An 18,346-nucleotide genomic window follows, 5' to 3' on the forward strand; every position below is an offset into this window, starting at 1 on the left:
AGCCGGAACGGCCCATTGGCACAATATAGCTCGTGCTATAACGGTTGTGAACAGCTAAGTCGCTGCGCTGCAAAGCGCGCCGCCTCCACCGGGCGGCGGCCCGGGGGCTCCCGACGGGCGGACTCCTGGGCTATGAGGACCGCCAGTCCTTCCGCGCGTCATCTGCCAGACGAGGTGTCCCGACCGATGCAGGCCCGCCGCACGACCGCCCCCGCGGGAGACCCGCTCGTCGATCCGGAGATCCATGTCGCGAGCTTCCGGCAGGCCCGCGAGGCCCGGCGCTCGGAACTCGCCGAGGACTATGTCGAGTTGATCGCCGACCTGATCGGCGACGGCGGCGAGGCTCGGCAGGTCGACATCGCGGCCCGCCTCGGCGTGGCGCAGCCGACCGTCGCCAAGATGCTCAAGCGGCTCGCCGAGGACGGCCTGGTGCAGCAGCGGCCCTACCGGGGCGTCTTCCTCACGGAGGCCGGGCGGATCCTGGCCGACCAGGCGCGGGAGCGTCACAGGATCGTGGAGCGCTTCCTCTGCGCGCTCGGCGTCAGCCCCGAGACGGCGCGGCGCGACGCGGAGGGCATCGAGCACCACGTCAGTGGCGAGACGCTGGCAGCGTTCCGGCGTTTCGCGGATGGCGGAGGATAGGAGCCCCTATATCGCCAGCGCCAGTTCCGGCACCGCCTCATCCTCCGGGATCACGTCCACCTCGACCCGAAGCCGCTGACGGCCCGAGGCGGTGACGATGCCGTCGATCGGGGCGACATCGCCGTAGTCGCGCCCGCGCGCCACCACGATGTGGTCGTTGCCCACGGCGCAGTCGTTCGTCGGGTCGAGGCCAAGCCAGCCCGAACCACACCAGACCGCGACCCAGGCGTGGCTGGCATCCGCCCCCTGCAGGCGGGGGCGGCCGGGCGGCGGCGTGGTGCGCAGGTACCCGCTGACATAGGCCGCCGGCAGGCCCATGCCGCGAAGCCCCGCGATCATCACGTGGGCGAAGTCCTGGCAGACCCCGGCGCGCAGCCGGAACGCCTCGGCGAGCGGCGTGTCGACGGCGGTGGCGCTCGAATCGAACCGGAAATCGGCCCGGATCCGGCGCATCAGGTCGTGGGCCGCGCCGTAGGCGCTGCGGCCCGCACGGAAACTCGCCCGGGCGTAGTCCGTCACCTCCGGCACCAGGGGCACGCGGGCACTCGGGAACAGGAAGTGCACGGGGGCCGCGCCCGAGAGGTCGCGGCTCGCCAGCACGGCGTCGCGCACCGCGTTCCAGGTGGGGCCGGCCTCCGGCTCGGGCGGTGCGGGGCGATCGACCGCGACGCGGGAATTGGCTTCGACCACGAACTCGGCGTGGGGCGTGTCGAGACGGATGCCGAGCGCCTCGATGCCGAAATAGTCGCGCCGGGTCACGGCGTTGGCCGGGCTCGGCTCGATCGTCACCGCGCTCGCCAGCACGGTCTGGCCTTCGCCGTCCTGCGGCTTCAGCCGCAGGGAGCAGCGGGCGAAGCGCACGGGTCGGGCGTAGCGGTAGGTGGTGCGGTGGCGGAGCGTGTAGATCACCCGAGCCCCCCAAGCTTTTCCGGACGCGCGGCCTGGGGGCCGGCCGGGAAGTAGCGGCCGGCGATGGCGTCGGCGAGCCGCTCCAGCTCGCTCTCGACCCGGGCCATGCCGACCGCGTCGAAATCGGCGGCCTCGCCGCTGCGGAACTCCGCCACGATGCGCGCGGCCAGCCGGCAATGGGGCTCGGGCACCCCGTCGGCAGCGAGCGGCGGCAGGTCGGCGAGGTGGCGGGCGATCGCCTCCGCCTGGAAGGCGACGGAGCGCGGGTTGTAGGGGTCGAGCAGCACCATGTCGCGCACGGGATCGAGTGCCACACCCTGCATGTAGCGGGAGCCGTAGCTGAGCTGCGAGTCGCAGAGCGCCAGCATCACCCCGAGGCTCTCGGGGGTGGCCTCGTCGTCGGCCAGCGCGAGCGCGAAGTCGCAGGTGTTGATCGCCCGCTCGATGCGTCGGCCCAGATCGATGAAGTGCCAGCCCGCCGCCCGGCTCATGTTCTCGTGAGCGAGACCCGAGAGGGCCGCGAGGTGGCTCAAAGCCCGCTCGGCCCGGCCTGAGAGCTGCGACTCGGTGAATGCTCGGCCCGGATCGAGGGACAGCAGGTCGACGAGGTCGGCGAGCACGCGCCAGGCCTCGCCCGAGAGGCGGTTGCGGAGCTTCGCCGCGTTGCGCCGGGCCGACTCGATATGGGCGCGGGCCGAGCCCGGCGCCGTGCGCCCGGAGAGCGCCTGCTGGGCAAGTGCGGCGGTCGGCAGGTTGGGGGCGCTGCCTGCGCCCCACTCGGCGATCAGGCGGCGGATGCGGGCGGCGGTTGGGGCGTGCGCGCCGCCCGCGATGTCGGTGACGACGGCATCGCCCACGCTTCGGAGATGAGCGAGCACGAGGCGGATCACGGCCTCGGCCCGCTCGGTGTAGCGGCCGAACCAGAACAGGCCGTCGGCGGCCCGCGAGGGCAGGTGGCCGGCCAGGCGCCGCACCCGGGGCGTGCGGCCCTGGATCGGGGTCTGCGTCTCGACGGGCGTCTCGGAGAGGACCCAGACATCGGCCGCGCGGATGCCGAGGCGCATCTCGGTCGGGTCGACGTCGTCGCGCTCGGCGACGCGGCAGAAACCGCCCGGCATCACCTGCCAGCCGCTGGGCGTGCGGGCGGCGAAGACCCGGAGCACGAAGGGGCGCGGCACGAGGCGCAGGCCCGCATCGGTGCGCTCCCAGCCCGGCATGGTCGAGAGCGGCCCGAGCGCCTGACCGACATAGTCGAAGGGCCGCTCGCGCAGCGCCGCGACGGCGCGGTCCCGGTCGGCGGCCAGCGTCTGCGGCCCGAGGAGCGCGTCGCGGCCCGCCCCGCGCTGGGGCGTCGCCGCCGGGCGCAGCGTCAGGGCGTCGAGGTTGTCGCGGACATGCGCCAGCCCGTCCGGGTCACCGCACCACCAGGTCGGCGGCCCGGCGAGCGTCAGCGGCTCGCCGAGCATGCGCCGGGCGATGCCGTCGAGATAGGGTTCGAGCGCGCCCGACTCGCAGAGGCCCGAGCCAGGCATGTTGGCCATCACCAGGCTGCCGTTGCGCAGGGCCTCGAGGATGCCCGGGACGCCGAGGCGCGAGGCGGGGTTCAGTTCCAGCGGATCGAGATAGTCGGCGTCGATCCGGCGCCAGAGGGCGTCGCAGCGCTTGAGGCCCGAGACGGTGCGCACGTGCAACCGCCCGTCCTGCATCACGAGGTCGTCGCCCTCGACCAGCATCAGCCCGAGATAGCGGGCGAGCGCGGCCTGCTCGACATAGGTGCTGCTGTAGGGGCCCGAGGTCAGCAGGCAGATGCGCGGGTCCGCCCGCTCGGCGCCGGCCGCGAGCCCGTCGCGAAACGCCTGGAAGAAGGCCGGAAAGCGCTCGACGTGGCAGGCCTCGAAGATGTCCGGGAAGGCGCGGGCCAGCACCATCCGGTTCTCCAGCGCCCAGCCGAGGCCGGAGGGAGCCTGCGTCCGGTCGGCCAGAACCCGCCAGCGCCCGTCCGGCCCCCGGCCGATATCGGCGGCGTAGAGCTTGAGGTAGCGCCCGCCCGGCGGCGCGACCCCGTGGAGCGGGCGCAGGAACTCGGGCGAGCCCGCCACCACGGCAGCCGGCAGGTAGCCACCCGCCACGAGGTCGCCGGGACCGTAGATGTCGGCAAGGATCGCCTCCATCAGTTCGGCCCGCTGGACCAGCCCGGCGCTGAGGTCGCGCCACTCGGCGGCCCCGATCACCAGAGGCAGCGAACTCAGCGGCCAAGCGTGCTCGCGCTGGTCGCCGTAGACCCGGAAGGAGATGCCGGCATCGCGGATGTGCCGCTCCGCCGAGACGAAGCGGGCCATCATCTCGGGCTCGCCGAGGCGCCCGAGGTGGTCGAGCAGGCGTGACCAGGCTCCCCCTGCCGAGTCGCGCGGTGTGCCGTCGGGGGCGAGATAGGCGTCGGGCCGGCCCGGAAGCGGCGCGTAGCCCTCCGTCCAGCGGGCGAGCGGCACGGTGCCGCCCGCCTTCTCCTTCACCTCCGCGAGCGCGGTCATTGCGGCCCGGGCGTCCGCAGGTCGAGGGTGAGCGGGAACTCGGGATTCACCTCCTCGCGCGGCATCGCGATCCGGCCCGGGGTGTGCCCGTGCGGCTGGAAGCGGGAGAGGCGGCGCCCCTCCGCCTCGTAGGCGTTGACCGGATGGGTCTCGTAGTTGCGCCCGCCCGGATGGGCGACGTGGTAGCGGCAGCCGCCAAGCGCCCGCCCGCTCCAGCTGTCCAGGATGTCGAAGGTCAGCGGCGAGTGCGCGGGGATCGTCGGGTGCAGCGACGAGGCCGGCTGCCAGGCCTTGAAGCGCAGGCCCGCCACCGCCTCCCCGGCCGTGCCGGTGGAGGTCATCGGCAAGCGCCGGCCGTTGCAGGCAATGACGTGGCGCCCCGGCACGAAGCCGGCCACCTTCACCTGCAGGCGCTCGACGGAGCTGTCGACGAAGCGCACGGTCCCTCCGCTCGATCCTTCCTCGCCGAGCACGTGCCACGGCTCCAGCGCCTGACGCAGTTCGAGATGCACGCCCGCGTGCTCCACCTGCCCGAAGACGGGGAAGCGGAACAGGCTCTGCGCCTCGAAGGCGACCGGATCGAAAGCGTAGCCGGCCCGGGCGAGGTCATCCAGCACGGAGCGGAAGTCGGCGGCCAGAAAGTGGGGCAGCATGAAGCGATCGTGCAGCCCCGTGCCCCAGCGGACACAACCGCCGGCCTGGGGCTCGCGCCAGAACCACGCGATGAGGGCCCGCAGCAGGAGTTGCTGAGCGAGGCTCATCCGGGCGTCCGGCGGCATCTCGAAGGCGCGGAACTCCACGAGGCCGAGGCGCCCCGTGGGTCCGTCCGGCGAGTAGAGCTTGTCGATGCAGATCTCGGCCCGGTGGGTGTTGCCGGTGACGTCCACGAGGATGTTGCGGAAGATCCGGTCGACCAGCCAGCGCGGGATGTTGGGCGCGTCGGGCTCCGGCACCTGGTTCAGCGCCACCTCCAGCTCGTAGAGCCCGTCGTGGCGCGCCTCGTCCATGCGCGGGGCCTGGCTCGTCGGGCCGATATAGAGGCCCGAGAACAGGTAGGAGAGCGACGGATGCCGCTGCCAGTAGAGCACGAGGCTCTTCAGCAGGTCCGGCCGGCGCAGGAAGGGCGAGTCGTCGGGCGTGGCGCCCCCTACCACCACGTGGTTGCCGCCGCCCGTGCCGGTGTGGCGCCCGTCCGTCATGAACTTCTCGGCGCCGAGCCGGGTCTGGCGCGCCTCCTCGTAGAGGCCGGTGGTGATGTCCACCGCCTCGCGCCAGGATGCGGCCGGGTGCACGTTCACCTCGATCACGCCGGGATCGGGCGTGACCTTGATGAGGCTGACGCGTGGGTCGTAGGGCGGCTCGTAGCCCTCGATATGGACGGGCTGGCGGCACGCCGCCGCCGCCGCCTCGACGTGGCCCACGAGCTCGAAATACTCGTCGATGCGCTGAAGCGGGGGCATGAACACCCGCAGCACCCCGTCGCGGGGCTCGACCGCCAGCGCCGTGCGGACCGCCACGCCCTCGATCCCGCCGCCGTTACGCACGGCGGAGCGCCCCGGCGCATCGGCCAGCGCGCCGCGCGCCTCAAGCGGGTCCTGCGGCTGGTAGTAGGGGTAACTTTCGGGCGGCACGTGCGGCAGCGAGCCGAGCGGCAGGCGGAAGCCCGCGGGTGAATCGCCCGGCACCAGGAAGGCGTGGCCGCGGCGGAAGTCCCAGGCCTCCGAGATCCAGGCCCGCTCGGCGAAGCCCCCCATGGCGAGGCTCGCCAGCGGCAGAACGTAGGCGGTCGGCTCGCCGAAGCCGCGGGTGAACACCCGCTTGATCCGGGCGTCGTACTCGGCCGAGCCGCTCTGGGCGCGGATCGGCGTGACGTTGACGGGCAGGCGCTCGCGCTCCTTCTCCCAGTGCTCCGAATCCTCGAAGGCCGGGATGACGTAGGCGCGCAGGCCCAGCCGCTCGGCGAGTGCGTCGGTGAAAGTGCGGGCCTGCGTGATGGTGGCGCCGGTGCCGGCTTCCGGCGCGATCAGGTCCGCGTCCGACCAGACCGGCTTGCCGTCCCGGCGCCAGTACAGGCCGAAGGCCCAGCGCGGCAGGCTCTCGCCCGGGTACCACTTGCCCTGGCCGTAATGCAGCAGCCCTCCGGCCCCGAAGCGGTCGCGCAGGCGCCGGATCAGCTTGTCGGCGAGATCGCGCTTCGTCGGCCCGACCGCCCCGGTGTTCCACTCCTCCGCCTCGAAATCGTCGATCGACACGAAGGTCGGCTCGCCGCCCATGGTCAGGCGCACGTCCTGCGCGGCCAGATCCCGGTCGACCCGCTCGCCGAGCGCGTCCATGTCGGCCCAGACACCGTCCGAGAACGGCTTCGTCACGCGCGGGGACTCGGCGACGCGGGTCACGCCCATCTCGAAGCCGAATTCGGTCTCGGCCGGCTCGGCGAGCCCCGAGATCGGCGCGGCCGTGCGGTAATGCGGCGTCGAGGCCAGCGGGATGTGGCCCTCGCCGCAGAGCAGGCCCGACGTCGCGTCGAGCCCGACCCAGCCGGCGCCCGGCAGGTAGACCTCGGCCCATGCGTGCAGGTCGGTGAAGTCGGTCTTGGTGCCCTCCGGCCCCTCGACCGCGGTGGTGTCGGGCACGAGCTGGATCAGGTAGCCGGAGGTGAAGCGCGCCGCGAGACCGAGGCGGCGCAGGATCTGCACCATCAGCCAGGCCGAGTCGCGGCAGGAGCCTGACTTCAGTGTCAGGGTCTCGGCGGCGCTCTGGACGCCCGGCTCCATGCGCACGCCGTAGGTGACCGCGTCCGCCACCGCCCGGTTCAGCGCCACGAGGAAGAGCACCGTGTTGGTCTCGCCCCCGGTCCTCTCCGGCAGGGAGGCCAGGAAGGCGTCGAGCTCGGGCCCCTGCGCCTCGTCGAGGGCGAGATAAGGCGCGAGTTCGCCCTTCAGATCCGCCTCGTAGGCGAAGGGCACCACCTGCGCGTAGTCCTCGACGAAGAAGTCGAACGGGTTGATCACCGCCATCTCGGCGGTGAGGTCGACCTCGATCTTCAGCTCGTCGGTCTTCTCCGGGAAGACGAGGCGGGCGAGCCAGTTGCCGTTCGGGTCCTGCTGCCAGTTCAGGAAATGATTCTGGGGCGTCACCTTCAGGGCGTAGGCAGGGATCTTCACCCGCGCGTGCGGCGCCGGGCGCAGGCGGATCACTTGGGGGCCGAGGCTGATCGGCCGGTCGTAGCGGTAATGGGTGACGTGGTGCAGGGCGGCTTTGATCGACACGGGCAGTCTCGTCTGAGCGATTCCGGGCACGAACGCCGCCCGATCCCGCCGCGCGGCGGGGCGACGCCCGATGATACACGGGGGACGCCGCAAGCAAGTTCCATGCGGCCCCGCCGCGCTTCGTGAGCGGCGGTCGCACAGTCCGGTTAGGAGAGAAGGGAACTTTGTCCGTCAAGACACTTTGACGCGTCAGGGGCGTGGCGCAGGATAAGCGTGTCCCTCGGCACGGCCGCCGCGGCGGACATGGCCGGCCTCGGAACCCGTTCATGAAGATCTTCCAGTGCCAAGCCTGCGACCAGCCGGTGACCTTCGAGGCCACCGCCTGCGAGAGCTGCGAGCGGCGCCTCGGCTATGTCTGCGACCGGCACGAGGTCTCGGCTCTGGAGCCGGTCGGCACCTCGGCGCATCCGGGTTCGGTCGGGATCCCCGTCTTCCACGCCTACGCGCATTCGGGCCGCCGCTACCGCTTCTGTGCCAATGCCCGCCATGCCGCCTGCAACTGGCTGGTGCCGGACGAGAGCCCCGACATCTTCTGCGTCACCTGCCGCCACAATCACGTGGTGCCGGACCTGACGATCCCCTGGAACCTCACCCGCTGGCGACAGGTGGAGGCTGCCAAGCACCGGCTGTTCTACTCGCTGCTGCGCCTGGATCTGCCGCTCGCGACCCGGGCGCAGTACACGGACGGCCTCGCCTTCGACTTCCTGGTCGATCCCTCCGAGACCTATCTGGGCGGTCCCCCAGTGATGACCGGCCATCTCAACGGCCTGATCACGATGAACATCGCCGAGGCCGACGACGTCGAGCGCGAGCGGCGCAGGACGCTGTTCGGCGAGCACTACCGGACGCTGCTGGGCCACTTCCGGCACGAGATCGGACACTACTTCTGGTACCTGCTGGTGCAGAACAGCCCGCACCTCGGGGCCTTCCGCGCCCTGTTCGGCGACGAGAGCCTGAACTACGCAGCCGCGCTCCAGACCCACTACGCAAACGGCGCGCCGGCGAACTGGGAGGAATCCTACGTCTCGACCTACGCGACCAGCCATCCGTGGGAGGACTTCGCCGAGACCTTCGCCCACTACCTGCACATCGTCGATACAGTGGAGACCGCCTCGACCTTCGAGCTGCACCTGCGCCCGCGCCTGCGCAAGGAGGTGGGCGCGCCAGTGGTGATCGACTTCGACCCCTATCGGACGCAGGACCTCGACCGCCTGATCGAGGCATGGCTGCCGCTGACCTACGCGATCAACTCGCTCTCCCACAGCATGGGGCAGAGCGCGCTCTACCCGTTCAGGCTGACACCGGCGGTGATCGCCAAGCTCGCCTTCGTGCATGAGCGCATCTACGCGGCGCGCGGCGACCTGCCGGCGCCGGACCCGGAGGCCGCCGGCACCGAGATCCTGAAGGCGGTGATCAGCGGCTTGCGCCAGAAGGTGGCGGCGCCGACGGTCTGAGCAGCGAGCACCCTCCGGGGACGAAGGCCCTTTCGAAGCACAGAGGCGCTGCAAACGGGGCCGGCGGAGCGCAGCCCCGGATTGAAACCACCGCCCCGGCGGAGCCAGGACGGCAGTTCCAGAGGCAGGGCTCTGCCCTGCGCCCGCCGAAGGTCCCGACCTTTGGAATTCGAGACCGGACCGGCCGCGTGAAAACCTTCTCCGGATGCTGCGGGAGAGAGCGAGGGCTCGTCCCGACCACCCTGGAGAAGGGAGGCACCTTCCATGGCGGCCCGTAGCGCGGCAGGCTATTCTTCCGCTGGCGCGCCAGGGCCCCGCGCCCACCGAGTCCCCGAAAGACTTTCAGAAAGACCGATGTCAGACCGTCCGCTCCCCGCCGAGGCGCAGCCGCTGCCGATTGCCGTGATCGGGGCGGGGTTCAGCGGAACCGCGGCGGCGATCCAACTCCTGGCGCAGTTGCCGCCGGGCCGGTCGGTGCTGCTCTGCGAGCGCGCCGAGCGCTTCGGGCGCGGTCGTGCCTACGCGACGGGCAACCCGGACCACCTCCTCAACGTGCGCGCTGCCAATATGAGCGCCTTTCCCGACAGGCCGGCACAGTTCGAGGACTGGCTGGCGAGCGCCGACGCCGCAGAGGGAATCCGCCGAACCCCGGCCGGCACCTTCGCGGCCCGCGGCCTCTACGGGCGCTACCTCTCCGAACTGCTGACCGCGGCGCTGACCGGGGCGGACGCTCCGCGGCTGCAACTCGTCAACGAGGCGATCACCGACATCGCGCCGGAGGAGGGGCGTCTCGTCCTGCGCAGCGAGGGCGGCCGACGCTTCGCCGCCGCCGGGGCCGTGCTCGCCATGGGCAATCTCGCGGCGCCCGAGGAGCCTGCGAGCCGGCACCGGGCCGATCCCTGGAACCCGGACGGGTTCGGGCGCCTGCATCCGGACCGGGCGGTCCTCGTGGTCGGCACCGGGCTCAGCATGGTCGACGCGGTGATGAACCTGCGCCGCCACGGCTTCACGGGCCGCATCGTCGCGCTCTCGCGGCGAGGACAGGCTTCGACCGTGCACGCGCAGGCCGGCGCCTGGCCGCAGCCGGATTTCTCCCCGGCCGAGCGGACCTCGCTCACGCGGCTCCTCCGGCGGATCCGCCAGGAGGTCGCCGCGGCCTCCGCCGCCGGAATCGGCTGGCACGGGGTTCTGGATGCCCTGCGGCCGGTCACGGACACGCTCTGGCTCGGCCTGCCGGAAGCCGAGAAGGCGCGCTTCCTGCGCCACCTGCGCCCGTTCTGGGACGTGCATCGTCACCGCGCCGCCCCGCCCGCGGGCGCGGCGATCGCCGCCGAGATCGCGGCCGGCACGCTGGAGGTCCGCGCGGCCAAGCTCCTGGCCATCGAGGACCGGCCCGACGAGGCGCTGGTCACCTGCCGGCCGCGCGGGGCGCGGGAGCCGGAGACCTTCGCGGTTCAGTGCATCCTCGACGCCCGCGGCATCGGCCGTGTTGCCGAGACGGTCGACCCGCTCCTGCGCCGGCTGATCGATCGCGGTCTGGTGCGTCCCGGCCCCTTCGGCATCGGGCTCGACGTGCGCCCCGATCTCTCGGTGATCGGGGACATGCCCGCCCCGCTCTGGACGCTCGGGCCGCTGATCCGCGGCGTGTTCTGGGAGTGCACGGCCGTGCCCGATATCCGCAATCAGGCCGCGCAGCTCGCGCGGGCCGTGGCGGCAGGCGTGCGAGGATAAGAGTGCGGAGGGCGGCGGATGCCGCCCTCCGCAAGCCTCAGGCGGCGGGCTTCAGCGCGCCCGTCCGGGCGTGGAAGTCCGGGCCGTTCGTCGTCTTGGCCACGTGGCCGGCGCGGATAACGAAGTCGCCGAAATGCTCGCCCGGCTGCCGGTTCTTCGCGAAGTCGGCAAACAGCGGGTCGAGGATGCCGCGGATCTCCGAGGCTTGCACGTCCTCGCGGTAGAGCTTGCTCAGCCGCGAGCCGTCGAAGGCGGCACCGAGGTAGAGGTGGTAGCGCTCCGGCCCACGGCCGACGAGGCCGATCTCGGAGATGAAGGGCCGGGCGCAGCCGTTCGGGCAGCCGGTCGAGCGGATCGTGATGTCCTCGTCCTGGAGGCCGTGGCTGGCCAAGCTCTCCTCGAGCTCCGAGACGAGGTCGGGCAGGTAGCGCTCGCTCTCGGCGAGCGCGAGGCCGCAGGTCGGCAGCGCCACGCAGGCGAGCGCGTTGCGGCGCAGCGCGCCCGCGCCGTTGGTGAGGCCGTACTCGGCCACCAGCGCGTCGATCTCGGCCTTCTTGGCCGCCGGCACGTTGGCGATGATCACGTTCTGGTTTCCGGTGAGGCGGAAATCGCCCTCGTGCACCTCGGCGATGCGGCGGAAGCCCGAGAGGAACTGCGGCCCGCCCTCGACGTCCTTGATCCGGCCCGAGGGCACGTAGAGCGTGAGGTGGTGGCGCCCGTCCTCGCCCTCGACCCAGCCGTAGCGGTCGCCGTTGCCCGTGAAGGTGAAGGGCTTCGGGTCGGCGAGCTTCTTGCCGACGCGCTTCTCCACCTCGGCCCGGAAGGCGGCGAGCCCGTAGCGCTCGATCGTGTACTTGAGCCGCGCGTTCTTGCGGTTCTTACGGTTGCCCCAGTCGCGCTGGACGGTCATCACGGCTTCCGCCGCCTTGAGGGCGTCCTCGGGCTTGACGAAGCACATCACGTCGGCGGTGCGCGGGAAGGTGTCGGTCTCGCCGTGGGTCATGCCCATGCCGCCGCCGACCGTCACGTTCCAGCCGGTGAGCTTGTTCTTCTTGTCGAGGATCGCGATGAAGCCGAGATCGTGCGCGAAGATGTCGACCTCGTTCGAGGGCGGCACCGCCACGACCGTCTTGAACTTCCGGGGCAGGTAGGTCCGGCCGTAGATCGGCTCGATCTCGGCCGCGTCCTCGCCGCCGACCACGCGCTCGCCGTCGAGCCAGATCTCGCGCCACGCGCTGGTCTTGGGCAGGAGCGAGTCGGAGATGTCCTTGGCGAGCTTCAGGGCCTCCCGGTGCGCGCCGACCTGGGCCGGATTCGTCGCCGCCATCACGTTGCGGTTGACGTCGCCGCAGGCCGCGATCGTGTCGAGGAGCGCCGCGTCGATCGCCGCCATCGTGCGCTTGAGGTTCGACTTGATCACGCCGTGGTACTGGAAGGTCTGGCGCGTCGTGGCGCGGAGCGCGTTGCCCGCGTAGGTGCGGGCGATGTCGTCGAGGATCAGCCACTGCTTCGGCGTCACGACGCCGCCCGCGATGCGCAGGCGGATCATGAAGCTGTAGGCCTTGTCGAGCTTCTTCTTGGTGCGCTCGGCCCGGATGTCGCGGTCGTCCTGCAGGTACATCCCGTGGAACTTCACGAGCTGCCCGTCATCCTCCGAGATCGCCCCGGTGGCGTGCTTGAGCAGGCCGTCGGCGAGCGTGCCGCGCAAGTAGCCGCTCGCGATCTTGATGTGCTCGTTGGCCGCGAGATTGGCGGCCCGGGCCGCTTCCGCATCGGTGATCGGCCGCTCGGTCGGCGGGGTCTCGTAGACGCGCCCGGTCGGGGCGGGGGCGTCGGCGCGGGGGCTGTGGTCGTCCATGGAACGAATCCAATATCGTCGAAAACGTAAGTCTCTCCCGCGCCGGGGCCTCGGGCCCGCGGGGCAGGGGAGAGCGTGAAGCTTCGTGTTCGGGAGGGCTGCTCCCTGCCCCCATCCGGGGGTACCCGCCCTGGGGGCGGGCGTTCCCGTGCCTTAGTACACGTCCTGCTGGTAGCGGTGGCCGCGCTCCAGGGTCGCGACCTGCGCCTCGGCATCGGCGGGGCTGAGGCCCTTCACCGTCTCGTAGGCCTTCACCACCGCGGCCCGCACGTCGCGCGCCATGTTCTTGGCGTCGCCGCAGACGTAGAGGTGGGCGCCCCCGTCGAGCCAGGAGACCACCTCCGCGGCGTGCTGGGTGATCCGATCCTGCACGTAGATCTTCTCGGGCTGGTCGCGCGAGAAGGCCACGTCGATCTTCGTCAGCGAACCGTCCTCCAGGGCCTCCTGCCACTCGAGCTGGTAGAGGAAGTCGTGGGTGAACTGGCGGTCGCCGAAGAACAGCCAGGAGCGGCCGGAGGCTTCCGTCGCGCGGCGCTCCTGCACGAAGGCGCGGAAGGGCGCGACGCCCGTGCCGGGCCCGACCATGATGATGTCGGTGGCCGGATCCTGCGGCAGGCGGAAATGGCGGTTCGGCTTCAGCCGCACCCGCAGCTTGGCGCCGTCGCGGATCCGGTCGGCCACGTGCACCGAGGTCACGCCGGAGCGGGCGCGCCCATGGGTCTCGTAGCGCACGGCGGCGATCGTCAGGTGGACCTCGTCGCCGACCTCCTTGCGCGAGGAGGCGATCGAGTAGGCCCGCGGCGGCAGCGGCCGGGTGATCGCGCTCAGGTGCTCGCCGGTGAGCTTGGCCGGGTAGGTCTCGATCAGGTCGATGAGCTGGCGGCCCTCGATCCAGGCACGGGCCTCGCCGCTCTCGACGAGCTTGCGCGCCTCCTCGTGCCCCGTCGCCTTGACGAAGCGCTCGATCGTGGCGGCCGAGAGGGTGGTGATGTCGCGCTCGGCGATGAGCGCCTTGCGCAGCGCCTCGTCCCCTTCGAGGCCGGCGCTCCGCAGGATCTCGTCCACGAGTTGCGGGTCGTTCTCGGGGTAGATCTCGAGCGAGTCGCCCGGCTCGTAGGCCGGCGCGCCGTCCTCGAAGGCCAGCGCGAGATGGATCGTCTCCTTGTCGGAGCGCGAGGAGTTGAGGTTCACGTGCTCGACCACCTCGACCACGTGGGGCTCGCGGCTGGGCTCGGCATCCTCGTCCTCGGTGCCCGCGCGGGCGAAATCGACCGCCACCACGTTGTCGGCGGGCGCGGGCGCCAGCGCCTTGAGCGTAGCCTTGATCCAGTCGGCGGCGGGCTTCTCGAAGTCGAGGTCGAGGTCGGCGCGGCTTGCCGCGCGCTTGCCCCCCAGCGCCTCGAACCGGGCATCGAGCGCCTTGCCGATGGCGCAGAACTCCGCGTAGCTCGTGTCGCCGAGCGCCAGCACCGCGAATTCCACGCCGTCGATGCGGGGCGCCGCGTCGCCCATCAGCTCGCCGTAGGCCCGCACGGCCCGGGCCGGCGGCTCGCCCTCGCCCCAGGTCGCGGCGATCGCCACGATCTTGCCGGCCTTGGGCAGGGTCGCGAGGTCGAGGTCGGCGAAATCCACCACCTTCGGCTTGAAGCCCTGCTTGCGCGCGAGCTTGCCTACGTCGCCCGCGAGCTTCTCCGAATTGCCCGATTCGCTGGCGAACAGGATCGTCAGCGGCTCGGCGGCCTTCGGGGGGGCAGCCGGCACCGCGGCAGGCTGGCCGCCCGCGGCGTCGAGGCCGGCCAGGAACCCGGCGAGCCAGGCGCGCTGGATCGGCGTCGCGGCGCCGAGCACCGCGTCGAGACTGGCGCGCTCGCTGTCGGCGAAGGGGGCGGTGCGGGGAAGAAGGGCAAGGCGTGACATCAGGGGACCATGTCGTCGTACGCGAGGCTTCTGTCAACGGGGGACGTTCTTTTTACAGAACCCTGCCGCCGGAGAAAAAGCCGTCTGTTGTTGCGGCGCAAAAGAAAATATTATTCCCCGACCACCGCAAGAGTCGGCGCGGTGCCCGGCAGGTGACGGCCGTGCGTCGGGGGCGCAGGCAGAGGGAGGGCGGTGGTGGACTTCACCTTCTCCATGGCGAAGCGGGAGGTGACGTTCTTGAGTGGCAGGGTGGCGATCAACTTCTTGTAGAAGGTGTCGTAGGCGGCCATGTCGGCGACGACGACCCGCAGCATGTAATCGACGTCGCCGGCCATGCGGTAGAATTCCAGCACTTCGGGCATCGCCGAGACGGTGTTGGCGAAGCGCTCCAGCCAGTCCTTGGAATGGTCGGCAGTCTCGATGGAGACGAACACCGTCAGGCCGAGGCCGAGCTTGACCGGGTCGAGCACGGCCACGCGCCGGTCGATGACGCCGTCCGCCTCGAGCCGCTGGATCCGCTTCCAGCACGGCGTCTGCGACAGGCCTACCCGCTCGCCGATCGCGGCGATCGAGAGCGTCGCGTCCGTCTGGAGCAGGGCGAGGATCTTCAGATCGATCGAATCCACGGGACCTCCGGCGTAACGTTCGGGGGCAGCGGGCGAAGCGGAAAGGATCTTCCCCGACGAGAAGGATCTTTCCCAAAGCGGCAACCGAACCGGCTTCCGGGCCGTTGCGCCGCTATCCCCCGCGCGAGGAGCGGATGCGCGATGCGCAAGGCCGCCCCGCCTTGACTTCGTTCGTTATAGCGAACATCTCAGCCCTCACACAACCGCAGTTTTTTCGCGGACGCATCGATGACCCTGCTCAACCCACAGGCCGCGGAGATCCTCGCGGCCGCCCTGAAGGAGCGCGACCTGCCCGGCCGGATCCGGCTGATCGAGGCGGAGGTGCCGGGCCGGCTGGTCTTCACCACGAGCCTCGGCATCGAGGATCAGGTGCTGACGCACGCGGTCGCGCTGGCCAAGGGGCGCACCGAGATCGTCACCCTCGACACCGGCCGCCTCTTCCCCGAGACCTACGACGTCTGGGCCGAGACCGAATCGGCCTACGGCATCCGCATCCGCGCATACGCGCCCGAGCGCGAGGCCGAGGAGCGCTTCGTGGCCGAGGAGGGGATCAACGGCTTCCGCCATTCCGTCGCCGCCCGGCAGGCCTGCTGCGGCTTCCGCAAGGTCGAGCCGCTCGCCCGCGCCCTCAAGGGCGCCGCCGGCTGGCTCACGGGCCTTCGCGCCGGGCAGTCGGCCAACCGCGCCGCGACCCCGCTCGCGGCCTACGATGCCGAGCGCGACCTCTTGAAGCTCAACCCGCTGGCCGACTGGTCGCGCGAGGATGTCGACCGCTTCGTGCGCGACAACTACGTGCCCTACAACGTCCTGCACGACCGTGGTTTCCCGTCGATCGGCTGCGCCCCCTGCACCCGTGCGGTCCGCGTCGGCGAGCCTGAGCGCGCCGGCCGCTGGTGGTGGGAGCAGGAAGAGAAAAAGGAGTGCGGCCTCCATGTCGGCCGCCCCGACGCGAACATCGAGCCCGGCCGCGAAGCCGCCGTGTTCGAACCGCAATCCGCGACCACAGAGACCCCACGCAACCTGGAGATGGCCCGATGAGCGCCGCCCAAGCGGTTCAGGCCGCGCCGAGCCGCACCCTTGGTCAGGACCGGCTGACCCACCTCCAGCGCCTGGAGGCCGAGAGCATCCACATCTTTCGGGAGACGGTTGCCGAGACCGAGAACCCGGTAATGCTCTACTCGATCGGCAAGGACTCGTCCGTCCTGCTGCATCTGGCGCTGAAAGCCTTCGCGCCGGGCAAGCTGCCCTTCCCCTTGCTCCACGTCGACACGACTTGGAAGTTCCGCGAGATGATCGCCTTCCGCGACCAGCGCGCGAAGGAACTCGGCCTCGATCTTCTCGTCCACACCAACCCGGACGGGCTCGCTCGCGGCGTCGGGCCGATCAGCCACGGCTCCGAGGTCCATACCGACGTGATGAAGACGCAGGCCCTGCGGCAGGCGCTGGACCACCACAAGTTCGACGCGGCCTTCGGCGGCGCTCGCCGCGACGAGGAGGCGAGCCGCGCCAAGGAGCGCATCGTCAGCTTGCGCACCGCGCAGCACCGCTGGGACCCGAAGCGCCAGCGCGCCGAGCCCTGGCACCTCTACAACATGCGCAAGAAGCGCGGCGAGAGCTTGCGCGTCTTCCCGCTGTCGAACTGGACCGAGCTCGATATCTGGCTCTACATCGAGCAGGAGAACATCCCGATCGTGCCGCTCTACTTCGCCAAAGAGCGGCCGGTGGTGGAGCGCGACGGCCAGCTCCTCATGGTCGACGACGAGCGCCTGCCGCTCAATCCCGGCGAGACCCCGCAGATGCGCCAGGTCCGCTTCCGCACGCTCGGCTGCTACCCGCTGACCGGCGCGGTGGAGAGCCCGGCAGCGACCTTGCCCGAGATCATCGGCGAGACGCTGGCCGCCCGCACCTCGGAGCGGCAGGGCCGGGTCATCGACAAGGACGGCGCGGGCGCGATGGAGCGCAAGAAGCAGGAGGGCTATTTCTGATGACGATTCACCAGTCACCGGAGGCCTTCGGCTACGAGGCCTTCCTGGCCGCCCACCAGCGCAAGGAAGTGCTGCGCTTCATCGCCTGCGGCTCGGTGGACGACGGCAAGTCGACGCTGATCGGGCGCCTGCTGCACGACACCAAGCAGATCTTCGACGACCAGATCTCGGCCCTGCAGCGGGATTCCCGCAAGCACGGCACGCAGGGGCAGGAGGTCGATCTGGCGCTCCTCGTCGACGGCCTCCAGGCCGAGCGCGAGCAGGGCATCACCATCGACGTGGCCTACCGCTTCTTCTCGACGGAGAAGCGCTCCTTCATCGTGGCCGACACGCCCGGCCACGAGCAGTACACCCGCAACATGGCGACCGGCGCCTCGACGGCCGACGTCGCGGTGATCCTGGTCGATGCCCGCCAGGGCCTGACCCGGCAGACGCGGCGCCACGCGCTCCTCGTCTCGATGCTCGGCATCAAGCGGATCGCGCTCGCCGTGAACAAGATGGATCTGGTGGGCTGGTCGCAGACCAAGTTCGAGGAGATCCTCGGCGGCTTCACGGACTTCACGAAGAACCTGGGCTTTGCCGAGATTCGGGCGATCCCGCTCTCGGCCAAGAACGGCGACAACGTCGTGCTGCCGGGCACCGCCGCCACGTGGTACGCGGGCGGCACGCTGCTCTCCTATCTGGAGGACGTGCCGGTGCACGAGGAGGCGCTCGCCGCCCCCTTCCGCATGGCGGTGCAGTGGGTGAACCGGCCGGATTCCGAGTTCCGCGGCTATTCGGGCCGCATCGCGTCGGGCCGGGTGCGCCCGGGCGACAGCGTCACGATCGCGCCGAACGGCCGGACCTCGACGGTCGCCCGCATCTACACGGCGGACGGCGACCTCGCGGTCGCGGGCGAGGACCAGTCGGTGACACTGGTGCTCTCCGATCAGGTCGATGCGTCGCGCGGCAACGTGATCGCGGCGACCGACCGGCCGATGCAGGTCTCGGATACGCTGGATGTCCGACTGTTCTGGGCCTCCGAGAGTCCGCTGGCGCCCGGCGCGGCTTTGCTCGCCAAGATCGGCACGGTGACGACGAACGCGACCGTGACGGCGATCCGCACCCGCATCGACCCGGAGACCGGCCGGCCGGGCCCCGCCGAGCAGCTCGCGGCCAACGACATCGCCGACGTGACGCTGACCCTCGACCGGCCTGTGGCCTTCGACGCCTACGCAGAGAACCGCGAGACCGGCGGTCTCATCCTGATCGACCGCGAGACCACGGACACGGCCGCCCTCGGCCTCGTCCAGGCCCCGCGCAAGGCGGATGGCGGCGCGCGCATCCCGACGACCACCGAGGTCGCGGACGCAGCGAAGCCGCAGCAGGGCGGCTTCCTAGCGAAACTGCGCAGCCTGTTCGGCGGCTGATTAACCCACGGCCAC

12 protein-coding genes are annotated in these 18,346 nt (G+C 71.1%); 6 read left to right on the top strand and 6 right to left on the bottom strand.

What is annotated here, in order from left to right; all coding sequences use genetic code 11:
* Positions 1-186: 186 nt before the first annotated feature.
* A complete protein-coding gene (gene mntR, locus MFF54_RS18055) occupies positions 187-642 on the top strand; it encodes a manganese-binding transcriptional regulator MntR (protein ID WP_238304198.1) in 456 nt (151 codons plus the stop codon).
* A 6-nt stretch (positions 643-648) separates the two neighbouring features.
* On the opposite strand, the gene MFF54_RS18060 is transcribed toward mntR, so the two are convergent.
* From MFF54_RS18060 to MFF54_RS18070, 3 genes are read right to left on the bottom strand one after another with little or no spacing between them, the layout of a single operon-like run.
* The gene (locus MFF54_RS18060; RefSeq protein ID WP_238304199.1) at positions 649-1,551 is read right to left on the bottom strand and encodes a transglutaminase family protein; all 903 of its coding nucleotides are present in this window, start codon (positions 1,549-1,551) and stop codon (positions 649-651) included.
* Positions 1,548-4,082, bottom strand: a complete 2,535-nt coding sequence (locus tag MFF54_RS18065; RefSeq protein WP_238304200.1) for a circularly permuted type 2 ATP-grasp protein — start codon at positions 4,080-4,082, stop codon at positions 1,548-1,550. The genes MFF54_RS18060 and MFF54_RS18065 overlap by 4 nt, the downstream gene beginning before the upstream one ends.
* Positions 4,079-7,351 (bottom strand): transglutaminase family protein, encoded by a 3,273-nt coding sequence (locus tag MFF54_RS18070; RefSeq protein ID WP_238304201.1) that lies wholly within the window; start codon positions 7,349-7,351, stop codon positions 4,079-4,081. Before MFF54_RS18070 ends, MFF54_RS18065 begins: the two co-directional genes overlap by 4 nt.
* A gap of 266 nt (positions 7,352-7,617) precedes the next feature.
* Here MFF54_RS18070 and MFF54_RS18075 point away from each other — a divergent pair, with 266 nt between their 5' ends.
* Both MFF54_RS18075 and MFF54_RS18080 read left to right on the top strand, forming a co-directional pair.
* On the top strand, positions 7,618-8,805 hold the full coding sequence (locus MFF54_RS18075) for a zinc-binding metallopeptidase family protein (RefSeq protein ID WP_238304202.1): 1,188 nt from the start codon (positions 7,618-7,620) through the stop codon (positions 8,803-8,805).
* A gap of 354 nt (positions 8,806-9,159) precedes the next feature.
* Positions 9,160-10,536, top strand: coding sequence for an FAD/NAD(P)-binding protein (locus tag MFF54_RS18080; RefSeq protein ID WP_238304203.1), 1,377 nt, complete (start codon positions 9,160-9,162; stop codon positions 10,534-10,536).
* 37 nt (positions 10,537-10,573) lie between these two features.
* Here MFF54_RS18080 and MFF54_RS18085 read toward each other — a convergent pair whose 3' ends face one another.
* The 3 genes from MFF54_RS18085 to MFF54_RS18095 form a co-directional block, all read right to left on the bottom strand.
* Entirely contained in the window at positions 10,574-12,394 is a 1,821-nt protein-coding gene (locus MFF54_RS18085; protein WP_238304204.1) for an NADPH-dependent assimilatory sulfite reductase hemoprotein subunit, read from the bottom strand.
* Positions 12,395-12,547: 153 nt separating this feature from the next.
* Positions 12,548-14,311, bottom strand: coding sequence for a diflavin oxidoreductase (locus MFF54_RS18090; protein WP_238304205.1), 1,764 nt, complete (start codon positions 14,309-14,311; stop codon positions 12,548-12,550).
* A 110-nt stretch (positions 14,312-14,421) separates the two neighbouring features.
* On the bottom strand, positions 14,422-14,937 hold the full coding sequence (locus MFF54_RS18095; RefSeq protein WP_238304206.1) for an Lrp/AsnC family transcriptional regulator: 516 nt from the start codon (positions 14,935-14,937) through the stop codon (positions 14,422-14,424).
* A 228-nt stretch (positions 14,938-15,165) separates the two neighbouring features.
* Here MFF54_RS18095 and MFF54_RS18100 point away from each other — a divergent pair, with 228 nt between their 5' ends.
* Genes MFF54_RS18100 through cysN form a run of 3 tightly spaced genes read left to right on the top strand, consistent with a single transcriptional unit; the run spans position 15,166 to position 18,331 of the window.
* Positions 15,166-15,975 carry a phosphoadenylyl-sulfate reductase gene (locus MFF54_RS18100; protein WP_238304207.1) on the top strand — a complete coding sequence of 270 codons (810 nt, stop codon included), beginning with the start codon at positions 15,166-15,168 and terminating at the stop codon, positions 15,973-15,975.
* The gene (gene cysD / locus MFF54_RS18105) at positions 15,972-16,922 is read left to right on the top strand and encodes a sulfate adenylyltransferase subunit CysD (RefSeq protein WP_238304208.1); all 951 of its coding nucleotides are present in this window, start codon (positions 15,972-15,974) and stop codon (positions 16,920-16,922) included. The genes MFF54_RS18100 and cysD overlap by 4 nt, the downstream gene beginning before the upstream one ends.
* Positions 16,922-18,331, top strand: a complete 1,410-nt coding sequence (gene cysN / locus MFF54_RS18110) for a sulfate adenylyltransferase subunit CysN (protein WP_238304209.1) — start codon at positions 16,922-16,924, stop codon at positions 18,329-18,331. The genes cysD and cysN overlap by 1 nt, the downstream gene beginning before the upstream one ends.
* Positions 18,332-18,346: the final 15 nt, after the last annotated feature.

This window comes from Methylobacterium gregans, from assembly GCF_022179245.1.
GTDB lineage: Bacteria > Pseudomonadota > Alphaproteobacteria > Rhizobiales > Beijerinckiaceae > Methylobacterium > Methylobacterium gregans.